The following is a 17,437-nucleotide window of genomic DNA, read 5'->3' as shown; positions in this document are numbered from 1 at the left end:
TTCGTCAGCACTTAGTCGAATAGGGTTCGACTAGGATATCATGTTATTGTTTTATTTCAGCTTTCTTCAAACTCATTCGGGGCACCTGTATGTATAATACCGACATTATTCGCGATTATCACGCCCATATTTACTATGGAAGCATGACGCAAGCTTTTGCGTCTCAACTCTGCAATCAAGCGGTTGATCTTTTTGGCGTTGAAATGGGTCGAATGCACGAGCAACCTGTGGGACCTCACCCAATGTGGTCGTGCCAGCTTACCGCGACGAAGGAACAATTTGCCAAGTTGCTACCTTGGTTGGCGCTCAATCGCGGTGACTTGGTTGTATTCGCTCATCCTCAAACGGGACAAAACCTTGAAGATCACCGCGACAGAGGCATTTGGCTTGGCGCAGGACTGGAACTAGATATTAGCGTGTTCACAAAGAATGGTGCCTCTGCTTAAGCTCTAGTCGCCAGTGCGCTGGAACTGCCCGCGTACGGTTGCTTTGCATTCTGTACCCATGCCTGCAAGTGCAGCAAGCGCGGCGGGGAGTTCCACTTTGACCTCAGCCCAGCTATTCACTTGGGTTTCGCTAACGGCACTCATCGCATAGCGAACCGTCGCCTTTACGCCTTGGTTTTCAGCTTTTGCTTTAGAAAACTCATAGATTACAGAGGCATAACCACGCTCTCCGACCTTGCGCCATTCATAGTTGGCGAATTCCGCTGAGAAATCTGTTGGCACATAAGGGGAAGAGAATGTGATGTGCTTGTTTAGCGGGTTTTCGCTAAATCGCGATGCCATCTGATCCATACCGGGCGGGCAACCAGCAATTTTGCGATCTGTCATTTTCGAGACCCAAACGCCGTCTTTCAGCGCGAACGCCACTCCGGTTTCGAAGAGCTCGATCGGCACACCCTCAGGAATATCATCGAGGCTGACTACTGGCTTCTGTGTGAAATCTGCAGCCGTGATTTTGCGGCCACCATCCGTGCCAGGCGCCAACACTTCAACTTTTCCGTCGCCGCCCATTAGCCTTTCGATCTCAGCCAAAGGTTCGCTCGTCAAACGCGCGGGTTCACCTTCCTCCAATATAACTGCCGTGGGCACGACCCCATCGGGCAAGCCATATTCATCGCCAAGCAGCACTCTTGCTTCATCAACGCTCATTTGCTTCTGCTCATAAACGGGTTCGCCATTTGCATCGCGGGTCACCACAATAATGTCGCCAGATGCTGCCATTACTGGGCTTGAGAGCATCGCTAAGGCGGCAATCATAAGGGGTCGGTTCATTTGGATACACCTTGTAACAATTTGCCTTTGGGAACGACCTCAAATTGCGGCCGCCCGTTCAGAACCAAACAAGTAGCACCACATCATCAGAAATCTAGCTATGGATTTTCGTAGGTGATTGAGTATGTTAACAGATCAACTGAAAAGGCGTAGAGGGAGCGCCAACCGCCTATGCCGTCCAGTTTAGAATTTGCCCAAGACCTGTTTCGCGCCAAAACTCGCACGCAAATTTGGCAGGATTGCCAGACCTTTTTTGCACAGTTTGGTTTTGACGGATTGATCTATTTGGATGCCACGGCAAAGGGTGTCTATCTGCTTTCTAATTTGCCTTCGGATTGGCTCGATCATTATGTTGAACAACAATATGAGAAAATCGATCCTTTCCTGACGCTTTGCTGCGCCACAAACCAGACAACCTTGACGGGTTCGGCCTTCCTTCATCGCTATAATTATCTGCGAAGAGATCAAAAGCAGTTGATCAATGAGGCTGGTGAAACCGGCTATATCGCCGGATTTGCTTCGCCATTTCGTCTATTGGGCCCGAACGGCGCCGGCGGCTGGAACCTGTTGAGCGAAATGCCTGCAAAAGACGTTGAAGCGACAATGCAGCAACATGGCGACACCCTGCAACTTGCTGCCATGTTTGCGCATACTGCAATTGGCAGCGCAAACGCTGCATCACCCACTGAGGCTTTGACTGCACGAGAGCAAGAAGCAATGTGTTGGCTCGCCGCCGGATTGCGCGGTCAACAAATCGCGCACCGAATGGGCTTGGCCGCAGTTACGGTTGATTTTCATCTCAAAAATGCGCGCACCAAACTGGGTGCGCAAACGAGAGAACAAGCCCTCGCCATTGCGATTTCGAAGGGCTTGATCTCGATCTAGCCATCGTGACTGGAAGTCTTAGCCTTGCGCAGGCATCCCTGTCTCAACCAGTTTGACCATATAGGAGCAACCGGTTGGGATGATTTCATCATTGAAATCATAATCAGGGTGATGCACGCCTGCAGTATCGCCTTGCCCAAGGAAAATGTAAGCACCCGGGCGCGCATTGAGCATGAACGAAAAGTCCTCTGCGCCCATCACTGGATCGGTGTCATCAACGACTTTATCTTCGCCCACAATCTGCTTGGCCACATCAACAGCAAATGCCGCGCGTTCGGCATTGTTCACGGTCACTGGATATTCGCGGTTATATTTGCAGGTTATTTCAGCGCCATGCATTTCACCAACTGATTTGCAAATTTGCTCGATCCGTTCTTGCGCCAAATCGCGCACGTCTTCGTCCAGCGTGCGCACGGTGCCAGAGATATTCGCCGTATGCGGGATCACATTGTCTGTGTCGCCAGCGTGAAATGTAGTGACTGATACGACCACAGATTTGAGCGGGTCAGTGTTGCGTGATGCGATTTTTTGAAATGCTTGCACCAGGTCCGTACCGATGATGATCGGGTCAATGCCTGAATGTGGGCGCGCCGCGTGAGAGCCTTTACCCACAATGTCGATATAAAACGTGTCAGCCGCAGCCATCAAAGAGCCAGGCCTTGTGGCGAAGTGCCCAACCGCCCTGCCCGGCGCGTTGTGCAGGCCATAGACTTCTTGGATGCCAAAACGGTCCATCAGACCATCTTTGACCATCTCATTACCGCCCCCGCCGCCTTCTTCGGCGGGTTGGAAAATCATGATTGCAGTGCCATCAAAATTGCGAGTCTCGGCCAAGTATTTAGCGGTTCCAAGCAAAATAGTTGTGTGCCCATCATGGCCGCAAGCATGCATAACGCCCGGGTTTGTGGATTTGTGCTCATGGGGTTGCGCTTCTTCAATCGGCAACGCATCCATATCTGCACGCAGACCAATAACCCGGCCAGACTTGTTGGTTTTGCCCTTGATTACGCCCACAACACCCGTGCGACCAATCCCGGTTACAATCTCATCGACGCCAAACTCTTTGAGCTTTTCGGCCACCAGCGCGGAAGTGCGGTGTTCTTCAAATCCCAATTCTGGGTGTGCGTGAATATCGCGACGGATTTCGGTCAATTCATCATGATATTCTGCGATGCGGTTGATAATCGGCATAGTATTCCCCTGACATTTGTTGCAATTGGTGCAACCAATTTTTGTGCATTCGATCATGACAAAAAGTGAAATGCAATCGCAAAAACCGCATCAACACATGAGCTGATCACAATCAATTGCCTTGAAGCTTTGTTGGTCGCATCCTAAGTGAGGCAGTGACGGCGATTTACGATAAGTTTAGGCGAATCATAAACTGTCCGATACAAATTGCATTGCGTTTGATTTGCGGCCATGTAAATCAAGCAGAACACAAGCGCACCTTGGGCGCGAAGCTGAATATGGGATGAAACATTATGGCTGAAGAAAAAGATAAAGCGAAGGACGAGCAGGACAACGCATCGGTTGAAAAGCTGCTTTTTAAAAGCCGTACCGTCCTGATTACCGGCGAGATCAACGACAAGTTGGCGCGCGAAGCGACATCACGTTTGTTGGCCCTCGCCGAAGACAATGATGATCCGATCAATGTGTTTATTTCGTCGCCAGGTGGCCACGTGGAAAGTGGTGACATGGTGCATGACGTGATCAAGTTCATCAAACCTACCGTTCGCACCATTGGTTCTGGCTGGGTTGCCAGCGCTGGCGCTTTGATCTTTATCGGTGCGCAAAAAGCAAACCGCTTGTGCCTACCAAACACGCGTTTCTTGATGCACCAACCTTCTGGTGGCGTTGGCGGACAGGTTTCTGACATCCAAATCCAAGCCGATCAAATCAAGCAAATGCGTCGTCGTTTTGAAGAGCTGTTTGCTGAAGCAACTGGCCAAACAGCGGACAAGATTGCTGAAGACACAAAGCGTGACTTCTGGATGAACACAGACGAAGCGTTGGCGTATGGCCTATTGGGCAAAGTGATCAAAAGCGCAGACGAATTGAAATAGTTCGGCGCTGCCTTATAAAGTCTGAATTTTCAAACGCGCCCTTTGTGGCGCGTTTTCTTTTTTGAGGAAACGGGATGAACAACTTCATTGTCGATTTAGAATATGTGGCACCGATTGAGGAAATCGAAAAACACTTGGACGCGCATATGGATTACATCCATGACGGGCGCGACAAGGGCACGTTTATCACTTGGGGACCAAAGGTGCCCCGCACCGGCGGCTTGATCATCGCGCAAGCCAACAACTTCGAAGAGCTTGAGGCTTTCTGCAAAACCGATCCGTTTGTTGTCGAAGGTGTTTCCAAGATGACGATCACAGAATTTGTGGCACGTCGACCGATCACGCACAAATAGGCATTATTCGCTCGCGCGGCTTTGCATGACCAAAATAAAGGTCACTTCGTCCGACACCGCCTGGTAAACATGCTGTTCGTCACCAGGATAGCGGAAGTAGTCGCCTGACTTTAGACGTTCTGGACGATCTGCGGGGCCGACTTCCAACTCGCCATCGATCACAATCACATGCTCAACTGAGCCTTTGGGATGCGGCACTGCTTTTCGCGCCTCCCCTTTTTTCAGGTGGACGCGATATAGGTCTCGGTGTGCATTGGGCGGACAACTGGCCAGCAAGGCAGCTGTGAGATCAGTCATCGTGCTGTCGATCAGCTCACCCTCATCAACCCTGATCAAAGTCACATCCGGCTCAGCCACCTCAAACAAATAGCTAAACGGCACATCCAATGCATAAGCTATGGCCCAAAGCGTTTCGATGTTGGGATTGCCCTGCCCGCTTTCCAATTGGGACAGTGTGGACTTGGACAATCCAGCCTTTTTGGCCAATGCGGACAGGCTAAGTCCCGCCTTTTCTCGCTCACGGCATACGGCTTTGGCTATAAGCGCATTTGGCGTCACAAAAATCTCTCCAACAGAATGAACAACGTTCGGTTTGACGAACAATGACAATGTGCATTATAACGAACAACGTTCGGTAAGGCAAAAGTGATTTGCCGATGGAGAAGTAAAATGACGACGTCTGTTCAGAAAACGGTTGGGAAAGCGGAATGGTTGCAGGGCCTAACTGATGCCCTGCCCATCTTAGTTGCAGTTATCCCATTTGGCGCACTATTCGGCGCGGTTGCTGTAAAATCTGGCCTAGACATTCCAACTGCGGTTTTTGCGTCCGCTAGCATTTATGCTGGGGCTAGCCAATTTGTAATGCTTGATCTGCTGGGTCAACAAGTGCCGGTTTGGTCGATCATTTTGGCAGTGTTTGCGGTGAACTTCCGGCATGTCCTTTACTCCGCATCGATCAGCCAACACCTTGACCGCTTCACTCCACTACAGAAGGCCCTGAGCTTTTTCTTTTTGGTTGATCCGCAATTCGCAACTGGCGAAGCGCGCGCGGAGCAAGGCAAACTCACGCCTGCATACTACTTCGGATATGCGGCACCACTCTATTCCGTTTGGATTTTGGTGAGCTGGATGGGCGCCCTATTTGGCGGCCTCATTGAAGACCCCGCGGTTTACGGCATTGATTTTATCCTGCCGCTTTACTTTATGGGCCTTGTAATGGGCTTTCGCCAGCGTCGGTTCTTCTGGCCAATTTTAGGCGTCAGCGCAACCGTCTCGATGATTGCCTATTTCACGCTCGGCAACCCTTGGCATATAGCTGCTGGTGGTATTGCGGGCATGCTACTTGGCGCTGCTATGAGCAAACCGCCGGAGGCCAAATAATGTCCAACACAGTTCTTATCATCATTGCTTGCGCGGCCGTCACATACCTCACGCGATGTGGCGGACATCTGATTATTTCGCAATTTGGAGAAATCCATCATCGGTTGCGCGCAGCTCTGGCCGCCGTGCCGACTGCTGTTTTGACGGCGCTCGTGGCGCCGTCTTTTGTCACGCATGGCATTGCTGAGGGGCTGGCACTTTGCGCCGCTGCGCTTATCGCCATGCGCTTTTCAATCATCATCAGCACGTTCGCCAGCCTTTTCATTCTGGTTGGCTTACGCACTCTGATTGGCTGATCTTCACTTAGCGCAAGATCAGCTTTTCAATTTCGCCACCAGCAATTGATTTGCCAAGCAACGAGAAATCACCGTCACCAAACATTGCGTTTGCCGCATCAAAAATTGCGCGATGTGTAATGCGCGCAAGACTTGATCCCAAACTAATGCGTGCAACGCCAGCTGCTGCATAATCAGCAATGGTGTTCTGAGTGAACGGTCCAGCGCAGATTGCGTTGATTGGCCCATCCACCTCTTTGCATATCCGCGCCACATCTTCCATGTCGCCTGGCATTGGCGCAAACAGCACGTCTGCACCCGCCTTCTGGAAGGCTTGCAGGCGTCGAATGGCCTCATCTAAATCATATTTGCCATGCATAACACCATCTGCGCGGGCCGTTAGCACAAAATCATATGGCAGTTTACGCGCCGCATCGGCAGCGGCTTCAATCCGCTCGACAGCCCGTTCAAACGCATATGGCTCTGTGCTTGGCAAATCCATATCTTCGATCCCGCAGCCTGCGATCCCGATACTTCCTGATGCATTGATCGTATCAATCACATCATCTAGCGACGGTCCAAAACCATTCTCGAAATCCCCATTTAGCGGCAGCTCCACCGCTTTGTTCAACTCATCAGCGTGGGTCAAAGCGTCGTTACGGCTGATGTCACCTAAATCGCTCTGCCCTTTCACAAAGGCAAGTGCCGCGGACGATGTGGCCACGGCCTTTGCACCAAGTGCTTCCAACATACGGGCAGAGCCGATGTCCCAAGCGTTCGCCAAAATGAACGGCTCACCCGGCTTGTGTAGTTTTCGAAATTCAGAAGGCGTTGGCATGGCTATCTCCTCAAATTATGTCAATAATGCTGACATAAATATTACAAGATCGCAAGTCCCTTTGCCGCCTTCAATCAGGCGTTGATTGTAAAATCCTGCCAATCAAGGCTTTCAAGCTCTTCGCGAAATGCAAAACGCACGAGATGGCTTTCGATTACGACTTTTGTGCGCGCCAGCGCTTCATCATCATTTGCTTCCACAGCCATGTGCAATCCTTCCGCATCTGCACTCAAATTGGCTTTGCCAAAATCAAACTTCGCATATCCGCGATCACCGTCCAATTGTGCGTCAATTTTGTGGGCAAAATGCTTGACCAATTGACCCAGATAACGTTCGCCTTTTTCAGTTTTAAAGATTGATGTTGAGCGTTTCATTATTCATTCCCCTAAGTGGCTTGTTGATGTGAACGTTTGGCAGATTGTTTGGGCCAAATGTGATGTCCGCATCGATGTGATAGATTTTTGCAAGGTTTTCGCGCGTGATCACTTCGGCGGGCGCTCCAGCGGCGACCAGTTTGCCCTGATCAATGATGGCTATATGAGAACAATATCGCACCGCTAGGTCGATATCATGCAGCGCAGCAATGGCAATGGCGCCGGTTGAGCGCACATGCTCAGCCACAAGGTCGAGCACGACCATCCGCCAATAAAGATCAAGAGCCGACGTTGGTTCGTCGAGCAAAAGCACTTGTGGTTGCCGCAGCATACAAAGTGCGAGGCCAACCAATTGCCGCTTGCCCCCGGATAAAGCATCAAGTGGTTTCATAGCGAAATCGTTGAGTTCAAGCGCATCAAATATTGATTCAATGTGCCCCGCCAACTGCTTGTCAGAGAACGATATTCCCAGCGACCTGGTTGCGCTCCACATCAATTCAATGGGTTTGAGTGCCGAACCTTGCGGCGGTGTTTGCGGCATAAAGGCGACGCGATTGTGCCAATCTGTTTGCTTGTGCTGCTGGCGGTTCTTACCGTTTAATTGGACAGTGCCCTTGTGGTTTTGGGCACCAGTTACCGCGCGCATCAATGTGGATTTTCCAGCTGCGTTCGGCCCCAAAAGGCCAAGCACATCACCTGCTCGCAAAGTTGGCAAGCTTACATTGTTCAATGCACAGTTCTTGCCGTAATGCACGCTTATGTCTTTTACCGATAACTCAATCATAGTTGCCGCCGCCTCATGGTGATGAGGGCTAAGAACATGGGCACGCCAACTAGGGCAGTGAGTATCCCGACAGGGATGACAATTCCGGGGATCAGCGCCTTGGAGAGATAAGAAGCAAGGGACAAAACCAGCGCGCCACAAATGGCAGAACCGGGCAACAAGAAGCGGTGATCCTCGCCCAAGACAAGCCTTGCAATATGTGGTCCTACAAGGCCGATAAACCCAATCGCCCCCACAAAACAAACCGCAAACGCAGTGAGGACGGAAACACGCGCAATGGTCATTGTACGCAGGCGATTGATGTTCAACCCAAGGGAAACGGCTTGTGCCTCGCCCGCGCGCAGCATCGTCATTGTCCAGACATGGCGAAGCGAAAGCGGCAAGATTAGTAAAAAGCAGAAGCTAACCAGTTGCACTTCAACCCAGCCAGCGCGCGTCAGGTTTCCGACGGTCCAAAAAACGATTTCTTGAACCGCTTCAGCGCTCGCCACATATTGGAACATGGCGGTGATTGCATTGCACAAAAACACGAGCGCAATACCGAACAAGATGATGGCCTCACGACCGCCGTGAACGAGGCGCATAAACCCCAAGATTAGCGCGCCAGAGCCAAGTGCAAACAACAGGGCCATTATAGGCAAAACAGCCACCGGTGAAACAAAAGGAATCGTTGGCGCGACGACAATCGCTATGCTTGCGCCCAGAGTTGCAGCTGCGGAAACGCCCAAAGTGAATGGGCTGGCCAACGGATTATTCAAGATTGTTTGAGTTTCAGCCCCAGCCAAGCCAAGCGACGCGCCAACGGCGAGCGCAATGAGCGCATCTGGCAATCGAACTTGCCACAGGATTATGGCTTGGCGTTGATCTAGGTTTTGCGGCGACGCAATTCCTTTTATGACTTCGATTATGCCAAGGCCGGACGGCCCTGTGGCCAAATCAAGTAAGAGCGCAATCACAAGCGAAGCGCCGAGAACGCAAAGGATAATGATCCTTTGCGCCTCGGACTTCTTATATTGCTGACCAAAGGTCGCAGCGTCAGCAACATAATTAGCGGAGTGAAGCGACATAGGTCCCTTCAACTTCAAACGGTGTGAAACGTTCAAATATCTCGTTGTAAGTGGCGGCTGGGTCTAGATCGGCAAATGCTTCTGGGTGGATCCACTTCGCGAAAGCTTCCAGCGCCACAATGTTGAATGGCGTATTGTAGAAATTGTGCCAGATGGCATGCGCGCGTTTGTTCTTTACCGCATCCAAAGCGGCAAATTCTTCCGCACTTACGCTTTTTGCCAGGCTCTCATATGCGAGAGTTGGATCTACATCTCCCCCTAAAGCCATAGGAGGTTGGCCCTCGCTCCAGCTTTTTGCTGAACCTGAAGCTGTGCCGATCCAAACATCTGGATTTTCGGTCAGCAAAAACTCTGCGGTGTGTTGTGCAGTTGGCCCCGGCGCCACTTTGTCGGCAATATTGTTGCCGCCAGCAACTTCAACGAATGGTCCAAGCATACCGTCAGCCATTGCCCAACAGCAGTCAAACCGACCCACATGGACTTGCAAGAAGACATTTGGACGCTCTTCTATTTTGGCCACACGCTCTTTGATGAGGCTTAGCTTGGCACCATAAAAATCATTGAACGCTTTTGCGTTCTCCTCATGCCCTAGCACTTTGCCAAGCAACTCAACCGACTTTTGCGTGTTGCCCAACGGGTCCATGCGGAAGTCGATGAACACAATCTGAGTGCCTGCCGCTGTAAGCTGATCAATCAACTCCTTATTTTTCGCGTCGGGGCCATGATCGTTGATGCCGAAAATCGCGAGCTGTGGCGCTAGATCAATAATCTTTTCAACGGACACGCTTTCCTTGTTGGACTTGCCGAACAGCTGGATGTCTTTTGCTTTGGGGAACTTCTCAAATACCTGACGTTCAAACACTGGGTCTGTCCAACCGATTGAATTCATCATCCCAACAATTCCCTCAAGCGGGTTTTCTGGGTTTAAAACTGCAAGCAACGGCACATAACGGCCTTCGCTAATGACAATCCGTTCGGCAGGTGCATCCAATGTGACGGTGCGGCCAGCGATGTCTGTGACAGTGACGGGTTCAGCGGTCGCAATCGCTGAGGTTGCGGCCACCAAAAGGGCAGCAAATGTTGATCGAAGCATGGAGCTCTCCAAAATATGATTATTATACTCTTGTTTGCGACGCAGCTTCACTAACGGAACGAAAATTCAGAATCAACAAAAAAATCAATAGTTTAGAACGATTCTAAAAAACAGGATTATTCTAGTCCTCTTTTTCCACATCGTGATGCAAAACGGGTTTTGCGTGATCGGGGAGCGTGGGTAAGTCTGGCGTCGTAAGCTGCGCACTGTCTCGCCAGGTGACGAAACACACAACTTTGGATGCCGTTGCTGGAACTGTTGTTAGATAGGGTTGGCGCAGGCTTTTGCGTCGACGAATGATCGTATCGGACATGGCGTGTCCCTCATATAATATGGCTATAAATGCCTTCATCTATATTATCATGATTATAATAGTCAAGTTAATGCAATGCGACACGCAGCGCCACATTACAAAGATTTAATATGATTGACTCTATTGTGCGTTTGACCTGATCAACGCTCACGCGTACCGATAGGCCGCTCATTGGTACAACGGCATGGAAATTTCTAGATGGGGCTGCGCCAACAACTCGCTTCAAAGTCTGCGATCCTGTTCGCTGTAAGGATTACTGGTGCCGGCACTATTTTTTTGGCCCAAGCGGCGATTGCCCGCCTATGGGGATCAGTGCAACTTGGCGAGTACTTAATTGCTATCGCAACTATCAACTTGTTGGCGATCATGCTGCCTTTGGGCATGCAAACGGTTGGCTCCTATTTTGCAGCTGAATATGCGGCTAAGGGCGATGGCAAAGGATTGCGCGCATTTGCATGGCTTTCCTACGGTTTAATTCTATTCCCAGGTTTGCTGATCGCATATTTGGCGGGCCAATTGATTCACTTTCTGGGTGTGACGGGCGAACATCTTGAACATATGTGGTGGCCCATCAGCATCATGGCGGTTGGCTCTTCGGTCTTTTTTGTTAATGCTGGAATTTTGGTTGGCCTAAAACGCCCATTTATGGGTTTCTTCGCAGATACAATTTTTAGACCTCTGCTTATCGTTGCTGCCCTGATAACCAGTTATGCAATGGCGGCGCCTGGAGAGAATATTCGGGTGCTATTGTGGGTTCTCGCTATAACCTATTGCGTTGTAATCGGGGTACAAACCGCCATTACCTTGCGTCAACTGTCGGCTCTGCCGACGAACGACAATGCCACAGCGCCAGATTGGCGCCGTTGGTTCTATTTCGCGTTGCCTTGGATCATCATCACCCTATCTACCGATTTCTTTTTCGATGCAGATTTGCTGGTTTTGGCGAATTTTCTCAGCAAAGAACAAATTGCCGTATTCGGTGTCTGCACACGCATATTCGTGCTCGCATCTTACGGCATTACGGCTGTCTATGCCGTAACAATGCCTGGTATGATGGAAGATGCGACAAAAAACGACATGGACGGGTTGGGCGCAAAAATTGGCGATGCGAACCTGATGGCAACGGGACTAGCTGTTGTGCTAACCCTAGTAATAGCCATCGCCAGCCCATTGGTCCTTTCCATATTCGGCAAAGACTTCTCCGGTGGCTACTGGCCCCTGGTCATCTTGTGCATCAGCTTGGTCGTGCGGTCTGCCTTTGGCCCGGGCCCGCTAATTCTTTCCGCCCGCAACCGCCCTTACGCAACGCTGCCGGCGGTTGGCACGGGTCTAGCAGCGCTGATAGTCTGCAACATTGTTTTGGTGCCAATGCTTGGCCTTGTTGGCGCAGCACTTTCTGCAGTTCTTTCCTATTTTGCCGGTTCATTTATGGTTTGGCGCACCACAAAACGCGTCACTGGAACAGATGTTTCGTTGTTGCCTGTAATGCAAAAATACTTGGTGCGTCGCACCTAACGATCTACTTAAAGTGAGAACAAATGCTGGATCAAAACAACCGCCCCCAAAAATGGGAGGTGCTGGATAGTCAAACCCGCGTCAAGGACAGATTTATCGATGTGCGTACGGACAAATGTCGCGCGGCAAATGGTGATATTCTTGACTATCATGTGTTCAGCTATTCAGACTGGGTGAATGTAATCCCATTTGATGCCACAACTCATGAGCTAGTGTTGGTCGATGAATATCGACACGGCATCGGCGAGCCCGTGCTTGGTTTGGCAGGCGGCGCGGTGGACAAAGAAGAGGGCCTGAGTGCAGAACAAGCGGCGCGCGCGGCAGCAATTCGCGAACTCAAAGAAGAAACTGGCCACAGCGTGGACGCAGCGCAGCTGGTACTTAAATCGATGACCAACCCGGCCACCCACAACAATTGGGTTTATAGCTTCATCGCGTTTGACGCGATTGACGAAGGCGAAACCGCTTTTGATCCTGGTGATGGCGAGTTCTGCATCACGGTGAAGCGCGATTTTGTGGAGGTCATGCAAGCCATTTCAACGGGCGCATTGCACTTGCAGGCCATGCATGTTGCGGCGCTTTGGTCTGCGGCCAGCTTCATCTTGAAAGCCGACGATCTCCCCACCACCTACGAACCACTACACACACGCGTTCGGGCTTTTCTATTGGGCTAGAAATAGGCAAGCGGGCTAACGCCGATCAGGTATTCATGCCCGAATAGTAGTAAGAAGAAAAACGCCAGCCCAGCAACGATTTCGACATATAGCTTTGGGCTGGCAGCGCGCGCAATCCGTTCCCTGAGAGGGCCAGCGGCGACAGCATGAAAGCGTTTGATCTGCTCATCCGTCAGTCGTTTTTCAGCGCGTTTTTGCGCAATGCGCATACCCAAAACACTGAAGAGCAGCATGCCGCCGAACAAGATCACGCCAACCACATCTCCGTTGACCAATAGGTGCGCAGCCGACCACAACAAGAAGCCCAAAATGATGGGATGCCGCACAAGGGCCAGAATACCTGGCCGCTCAATATCGGTTTCGCCGCCCCGAAATGAAATTGATAGGCTATTGGCGCGGGTTACGCCGGTGGCGAATAGGATGCAGGAGACCAACATCATCATAATAGCCAGTGCCGCCGTCGCTTGGGTGGTCATCCACAACCCAATATAGGGCGCGTTGAGGGCAGCAATCACCAGCCAGGCCAGCAATGCTAACGACATGACCGAATAGAAGGTCATATAGGCTTTTCGGCCAACGCGCTCGATTCCCCAATCACGAAAACCAGTGGCACGCGGCACCACATGTGCGGCCAAAAAAGCAATCAGCGCGGCAGCAAAATTGAGCATAATATTCCCCTATTCGATCAGCGCTAGAATTTGTGCAAACGCACGGAAAAATCAATGCGGCATTTCACCTTTTGATTTTTGTTGCTATAAAGCTGAGGGTAAAAGTCAAGGATTCACCGATGCGCCTCACCAAACAGTCCAATTATGCGGTTCGTATTTTGATGTATTGCGCGAGCAATGATGGCCTTAGCCGCATTGCGGACATCGCAGAGTTTTACAAAATTTCCGAGACATTCTTGTTCAAAATCTTGCAGGTACTCAACCACGGCGGCTTTGTCGAAACTGTACGCGGTCGGCACGGCGGCATCAAACTTAGTCGCCCCGCGTCTGAGATGAAACTAGGCGAAGTTGTGCGCTCAACCGAGGACAATTTTGCTTTGGCCGAGTGCTTTGAAGGCGGCGATGATATCGCCTGCCCCCTCACCGGCACATGCGGTCTCAACCACGCGCTGCATCGCGCTTTGGTGGCGTTTTTAAACGTGTTGGACGAATACACAATTGAAGACCTGACCGATAATCGCCGAAACATCAATGTGCTCTTGCAGCTTGAAATGGCAATGAAAGATGCACCCAAGAAAACAGCCGACGCCTAAGGCTTGACGTTTTTCACAGAGTCAGATCATCTGTCCGCATATTTTAAGATATTGCGGAGCCTATTTGCGCGTGAAAAGTTACGAAGAAAAGCTGTTGGCGGCGGCGAATGAGTTGTACGAAAAACGGGTATTTTGGTCCCCAAAACCCAAACGTGTAGCGGGTGTTCCACTTTGGCTAAACCGCACATTGGGTTGGGAAATGCCATCTCTTTTTCACATGACATTCTGGCAAATCGTCATTTTCAACGGCGCTCTATTCGCACCAACTAAACTTCTTTTTGACTACACGCTGTTTGGCAATCAGGACCTGATGAAGACGCAAGGCTACTGGGTAGGGTTTGCACTATTTCCAGTTTTGAACTGCTTCCTGCTAGCCAGCTTTTTCCGACTCATTGCTTGGCGCAAAGGTCTTTCACGTTGGGAGGATTTGTGATTTTGAGTGATTTTGAAGAGAAGTATGATCGCGCATTGGTCGAGTTGGAGCAAAAGGGAATGCGTACAGATAAGTTTCGCCTGCTCAATGCATTAAACAAGCCATTTGATTTTTGCGTTAGGAAGCTCCAATTGCGCCCAATCTATTACGCGAGCTACTTCGAAATGTGGCTGAGATCCGCCCCGTTCTATTTCATTGTTATGGCGGCGGTTAGCCTGTTACTGCTGCGTGACAAATCTAGTTGGTTTGAACAAGAACGATGGGTTGGTTGGGTAGTTAGCACTCTAGTATTTGCAACGATCATTCCGGTGCTTCTTCGACATCAGGCAAAACGGGCCAACCTCTCGCGCTGGGAGGATTTGTAGTCCACAAACCCGTTCCTGCAAAAATCGTCATCCTCGCGAAAGCGGGGATCCAGGGCTGACAATCAACAACAACCAAGTCATCGGCTTTGGCCCTCACCACATGGATCCCCGGGTCAAGCCCGAGGATGACGAAGGTGAGAGAATGCAAGCGTATATTGCGTATCCAACGCATCAGAGACAATAAGGTCGCGGCTCAAGGGCCGGCACGGCCAGCACCCATCTAAATGAGTTATGCAGAATACAGGGCAACCCCAGACTTGATCCGGGTTCTTGTTTCCCTCCCCTTGATGGGGAGGGATTAAGGGTGGGGTGAGAATTACCCCTGCATCGGCCACGTATCGCTCAACCGATAGCCTTCTGGCCAAGGGTCGGAAGGGTCGAGCATGTGCTGGTGGGTGCCGGTTATCCAGGCGCGGCCATTAATACGCGGAAGGATGGCGTCGCGGTCGCCACATGTGGTGACTTCTGCGATGTCGCAATTAAATTGAGAGCCCGTGATTGAGGTGGCGACATATTTGTCGCTTTCGTTCATCTCACCCTTGGCCAGCATCAGCGCCATGCGCGCGGAGCAGCCAGTGCCCGTTGGCGAGCGGTCGATTTTGCCCGGGCGGATCGCCACTGCGTTCGCGCCTGTGAGCGTGTCACCTTTACGGCTGATGGGGCCCATGAATTGGCAGAACGAAATGTGATCCCAATCCGGATTTTCGGGATGGGTGAAACCCAACTGATCGTTTGCGGCAGCAGTGATGCGCATACCAAGTTCCGCGATTTTCTTTGCGTTTTCTGGCTTTATCTCAACGCCCAACGTTGCTGCATCAACCATCACAAAGCTATCTCCGCCATAGGCGGTATCAACGATGATTTCGCCTAAACCCTCAACATTTAGAGGCACTTGCAATTGATCTACAAAGCTTTTGACGTTGGTGACGGTAATGCTTTGGGCTTTGCCGTCTTTGCAATGTGCCACCACATTGATTAGTCCGCCCGGCGCTTCCAGCGTGAGATGCGTTTCAGGTTCCGTCATTGGCAAAATGCCACTATCGAGCAACACGGTGGAGACGCAAATTGAGTTTGAGCCAGACATGGGCGGCGTGTCTGCCGGTTCCATGATGATGAAGCCCATTTGCGCTTTTGGATTTTTTGGCGGCACCAACAAATTGACATGGCGGAACACCCCGCCGCGCGGTTCGTTGAGCACGAAATTGCGCAAAGTTTCGTCTTGCTCAATATATTTGCGTTGCTCCCAAAGGGTTTCGCCCGGTGGCGGCGCAACGCCACCGACGATCACATCCCCCACCTCGCCTTCTGCGTGGCAAGATACAACATGAATAGTTTTGCTTGATCGCATCACACTGCTCACATTTCAAATTCGGGTTCACCCAGCACATCAAAATCTGGTTCAATGCCAAGCCCCGGCGCATCATTTGCTGACATAAAGCCATTTTCGCGCTTTGGCGCGCCTTTGGCGAAATCAACTGTCACATAAGAATTGAAATCTGTCGCGGAGAAGCTGAAGGTTTCAGGCGTTGACGCAGCCAAGTGTGCAATGGTTGCGGTAACGATGTCACCGCCCCAAGTGTCCTCAATGGTCATCGCCAGTCCCGCATTCACGCAGATGTCCCGCATCAACCGCGCTTTGGTGAGCCCCCCAACCTTTGAAATTTTGAGGTTGATCGCATCCATGGCATCATCGGCCAAGCCTTTGCGCAGCATCGCTTCATCAAAGATGTTTTCATCCATGATGAATGGTCGCGCTGTGCGACGACGGATCGAAAGGCACTCTTCGTAAGTCATGCAAGGCTGTTCGATATATACATCCAAATTGGCCACGGCGGCGGCAACGCGTGCCGCCTCATGGCGGTTCCAGCCCGTGTTGGCATCGGCCACCAGCACTTCGCCATTGTCCAGCACCTCGCGGGTTGCGTGAATGCGCGCGATATCGTCGTTGGCATCGCCGCCTACTTTGAGCTGAAACTTGGTGTATCCCTCTTTGCGATAGCCATCAATTTTCTTAGCCATCACATCTGGGTCTTCTTGGCTGATCGCGCGATATAGCGCCACTTTGTCTTGCTGTTTGCCGCCGAGCAACGTGTAGACCGGAAGCCCCGTCGACTTGCCCAAAATATCCCAACACGCAATGTCGATTGGCGCTTTGGCATAGGGATGGCCGCGCAGGCCTTCATCCATTGCTTTGTTGATCACATTGAGGTCACGTGGATCAAGGCCGATCACATGCGGAATGAGTTCTTGCAGCCCTGTGCGCACGCCAAGCGCGTAGCTGGGCAAATAGGCTGAGCCAAGCGGGCAGCATTCAGCATAGCCAGTAATGCCAGCATCCGTTTCAACGGCGATCACCGTTGAATCAAACACTTCCATGTAGTTGCCGTTTGACCAATTGTAGCGCCCTTCAACTAGAGGCAAATCAATTTGGTATACCCGTACGCCTGTGATTTTCATTTTTGTGAACTCCCTTATTGCTGCCTA

23 protein-coding genes are annotated in these 17,437 nt (G+C 51.1%); 11 read left to right on the top strand and 12 right to left on the bottom strand.

Translation table 11 applies throughout. The features are described 5' to 3' along the window. Nucleotides 1-89 precede the first annotated feature (89 nt). Nucleotides 90-446, top strand: coding sequence for a DOPA 4,5-dioxygenase family protein (locus QQL65_RS11435; protein WP_284364638.1), 357 nt, complete (start codon nt 90-92; stop codon nt 444-446). A gap of 3 nt (nt 447-449) precedes the next feature. On the opposite strand, the gene QQL65_RS11430 is transcribed toward QQL65_RS11435, so the two are convergent. Beyond that, a complete protein-coding gene (locus QQL65_RS11430; protein ID WP_284364637.1) occupies nt 450-1,277 on the bottom strand; it encodes a hypothetical protein in 828 nt (275 codons plus the stop codon). 171 nt (nt 1,278-1,448) lie between these two features. On the opposite strand from QQL65_RS11430, the gene QQL65_RS11425 reads away from it, so the two are divergent. Further along, nucleotides 1,449-2,162, top strand: a complete 714-nt coding sequence (locus QQL65_RS11425; RefSeq protein ID WP_284364636.1) for a helix-turn-helix transcriptional regulator — start codon at nt 1,449-1,451, stop codon at nt 2,160-2,162. A gap of 18 nt (nt 2,163-2,180) precedes the next feature. Here QQL65_RS11425 and QQL65_RS11420 read toward each other — a convergent pair whose 3' ends face one another. Further along, nucleotides 2,181-3,353: a M20 aminoacylase family protein gene (locus tag QQL65_RS11420; protein ID WP_284364634.1), complete on the bottom strand. Its 1,173-nt coding sequence runs from the start codon at nt 3,351-3,353 to the stop codon at nt 2,181-2,183. Between the two features lie 293 nt (nt 3,354-3,646). Here QQL65_RS11420 and QQL65_RS11415 point away from each other — a divergent pair, with 293 nt between their 5' ends. Next, nucleotides 3,647-4,228, top strand: coding sequence for an ATP-dependent Clp protease proteolytic subunit (locus tag QQL65_RS11415; protein ID WP_284364631.1), 582 nt, complete (start codon nt 3,647-3,649; stop codon nt 4,226-4,228). Nucleotides 4,229-4,302: 74 nt separating this feature from the next. After that, nucleotides 4,303-4,581, top strand: coding sequence for a YciI family protein (locus QQL65_RS11410; RefSeq protein ID WP_284364629.1), 279 nt, complete (start codon nt 4,303-4,305; stop codon nt 4,579-4,581). Nucleotides 4,582-4,584: 3 nt separating this feature from the next. Here QQL65_RS11410 and QQL65_RS11405 read toward each other — a convergent pair whose 3' ends face one another. Beyond that, nucleotides 4,585-5,139: a helix-turn-helix domain-containing protein gene (locus tag QQL65_RS11405; RefSeq protein WP_284364626.1), complete on the bottom strand. Its 555-nt coding sequence runs from the start codon at nt 5,137-5,139 to the stop codon at nt 4,585-4,587. 111 nt (nt 5,140-5,250) lie between these two features. On the opposite strand from QQL65_RS11405, the gene QQL65_RS11400 reads away from it, so the two are divergent. Next, the gene (locus QQL65_RS11400; RefSeq protein ID WP_284364624.1) at nt 5,251-5,961 is read left to right on the top strand and encodes an AzlC family ABC transporter permease; all 711 of its coding nucleotides are present in this window, start codon (nt 5,251-5,253) and stop codon (nt 5,959-5,961) included. Continuing rightward, a complete protein-coding gene (locus QQL65_RS11395) occupies nt 5,961-6,257 on the top strand; it encodes an AzlD family protein (RefSeq protein WP_284364621.1) in 297 nt (98 codons plus the stop codon). Before QQL65_RS11400 ends, QQL65_RS11395 begins: the two co-directional genes overlap by 1 nt. Before the next feature lie 7 nt (nt 6,258-6,264). Here the strand turns inward: QQL65_RS11395 and QQL65_RS11390 are convergent, their stop codons facing one another. The 6 genes from QQL65_RS11390 to QQL65_RS11365 all read right to left on the bottom strand — a co-directional run bounded on the left by QQL65_RS11390 (nt 6,265) and on the right by QQL65_RS11365 (nt 10,744). Continuing rightward, on the bottom strand, nt 6,265-7,074 hold the full coding sequence (locus tag QQL65_RS11390) for an isocitrate lyase/PEP mutase family protein (protein ID WP_284364619.1): 810 nt from the start codon (nt 7,072-7,074) through the stop codon (nt 6,265-6,267). A 74-nt stretch (nt 7,075-7,148) separates the two neighbouring features. Beyond that, complete coding sequence (locus tag QQL65_RS11385; protein ID WP_284364616.1) at nt 7,149-7,448, bottom strand: DUF2218 domain-containing protein; 300 nt, start codon at nt 7,446-7,448, stop codon at nt 7,149-7,151. After that, the gene (locus tag QQL65_RS11380) at nt 7,423-8,232 is read right to left on the bottom strand and encodes an ABC transporter ATP-binding protein (protein WP_284364614.1); all 810 of its coding nucleotides are present in this window, start codon (nt 8,230-8,232) and stop codon (nt 7,423-7,425) included. Before QQL65_RS11380 ends, QQL65_RS11385 begins: the two co-directional genes overlap by 26 nt. Continuing rightward, the gene (locus tag QQL65_RS11375; RefSeq protein WP_284364611.1) at nt 8,229-9,299 is read right to left on the bottom strand and encodes a FecCD family ABC transporter permease; all 1,071 of its coding nucleotides are present in this window, start codon (nt 9,297-9,299) and stop codon (nt 8,229-8,231) included. The genes QQL65_RS11380 and QQL65_RS11375 overlap by 4 nt, the downstream gene beginning before the upstream one ends. Continuing rightward, nucleotides 9,280-10,392, bottom strand: coding sequence for an ABC transporter substrate-binding protein (locus QQL65_RS11370; protein WP_284364608.1), 1,113 nt, complete (start codon nt 10,390-10,392; stop codon nt 9,280-9,282). Before QQL65_RS11370 ends, QQL65_RS11375 begins: the two co-directional genes overlap by 20 nt. 121 nt (nt 10,393-10,513) lie before the next feature. Then, nucleotides 10,514-10,744, bottom strand: a complete 231-nt coding sequence (locus QQL65_RS11365) for a hypothetical protein (protein ID WP_284364607.1) — start codon at nt 10,742-10,744, stop codon at nt 10,514-10,516. Between the two features lie 159 nt (nt 10,745-10,903). Here QQL65_RS11365 and QQL65_RS11360 point away from each other — a divergent pair, with 159 nt between their 5' ends. Together QQL65_RS11360 and QQL65_RS11355 are read left to right on the top strand one after the other, a co-directional pair. Next, nucleotides 10,904-12,220 (top strand): lipopolysaccharide biosynthesis protein, encoded by a 1,317-nt coding sequence (locus QQL65_RS11360; RefSeq protein ID WP_284364605.1) that lies wholly within the window; start codon nt 10,904-10,906, stop codon nt 12,218-12,220. A gap of 23 nt (nt 12,221-12,243) precedes the next feature. Next, nucleotides 12,244-12,894 carry an NUDIX hydrolase gene (locus QQL65_RS11355; protein ID WP_284364604.1) on the top strand — a complete coding sequence of 217 codons (651 nt, stop codon included), beginning with the start codon at nt 12,244-12,246 and terminating at the stop codon, nt 12,892-12,894. Here QQL65_RS11355 and QQL65_RS11350 read toward each other — a convergent pair. Next, nucleotides 12,891-13,562, bottom strand: a complete 672-nt coding sequence (locus tag QQL65_RS11350; protein ID WP_284364603.1) for an NnrU family protein — start codon at nt 13,560-13,562, stop codon at nt 12,891-12,893. The genes QQL65_RS11355 and QQL65_RS11350 overlap by 4 nt on opposite strands. A 119-nt stretch (nt 13,563-13,681) precedes the next feature. Here QQL65_RS11350 and rirA point away from each other — a divergent pair, with 119 nt between their 5' ends. The 3 genes from rirA (at nt 13,682) to QQL65_RS11335 (ending at nt 14,953) form a co-directional block, all read left to right on the top strand. Continuing rightward, a complete protein-coding gene (gene rirA, locus QQL65_RS11345) occupies nt 13,682-14,155 on the top strand; it encodes an iron-responsive transcriptional regulator RirA (protein WP_284364601.1) in 474 nt (157 codons plus the stop codon). A 70-nt stretch (nt 14,156-14,225) separates the two neighbouring features. Further along, nucleotides 14,226-14,588 carry a DUF6404 family protein gene (locus QQL65_RS11340; RefSeq protein WP_284364600.1) on the top strand — a complete coding sequence of 121 codons (363 nt, stop codon included), beginning with the start codon at nt 14,226-14,228 and terminating at the stop codon, nt 14,586-14,588. Then, entirely contained in the window at nt 14,585-14,953 is a 369-nt protein-coding gene (locus QQL65_RS11335) for a DUF6404 family protein (RefSeq protein WP_284364598.1), read from the top strand. Before QQL65_RS11340 ends, QQL65_RS11335 begins: the two co-directional genes overlap by 4 nt. A gap of 316 nt (nt 14,954-15,269) precedes the next feature. Here the strand turns inward: QQL65_RS11335 and QQL65_RS11330 are convergent, their stop codons facing one another. After that, entirely contained in the window at nt 15,270-16,301 is a 1,032-nt protein-coding gene (locus tag QQL65_RS11330) for a trans-3-hydroxy-L-proline dehydratase (protein ID WP_284364597.1), read from the bottom strand. Between the two features lie 8 nt (nt 16,302-16,309). After that, nucleotides 16,310-17,410: a cis-3-hydroxy-L-proline dehydratase gene (locus QQL65_RS11325; RefSeq protein WP_284364595.1), complete on the bottom strand. Its 1,101-nt coding sequence runs from the start codon at nt 17,408-17,410 to the stop codon at nt 16,310-16,312. Nucleotides 17,411-17,437: the final 27 nt, after the last annotated feature.

The sequence above is a fragment of the Maritalea porphyrae genome, assembly GCF_030159895.1.
Taxonomy (GTDB): Bacteria; Pseudomonadota; Alphaproteobacteria; order Rhizobiales; family Devosiaceae; genus Maritalea; species Maritalea porphyrae.
The sequence above is the reverse complement of the archived record's forward strand: the minus strand, read 5'-3'. Positions and strand labels throughout refer to the sequence as shown.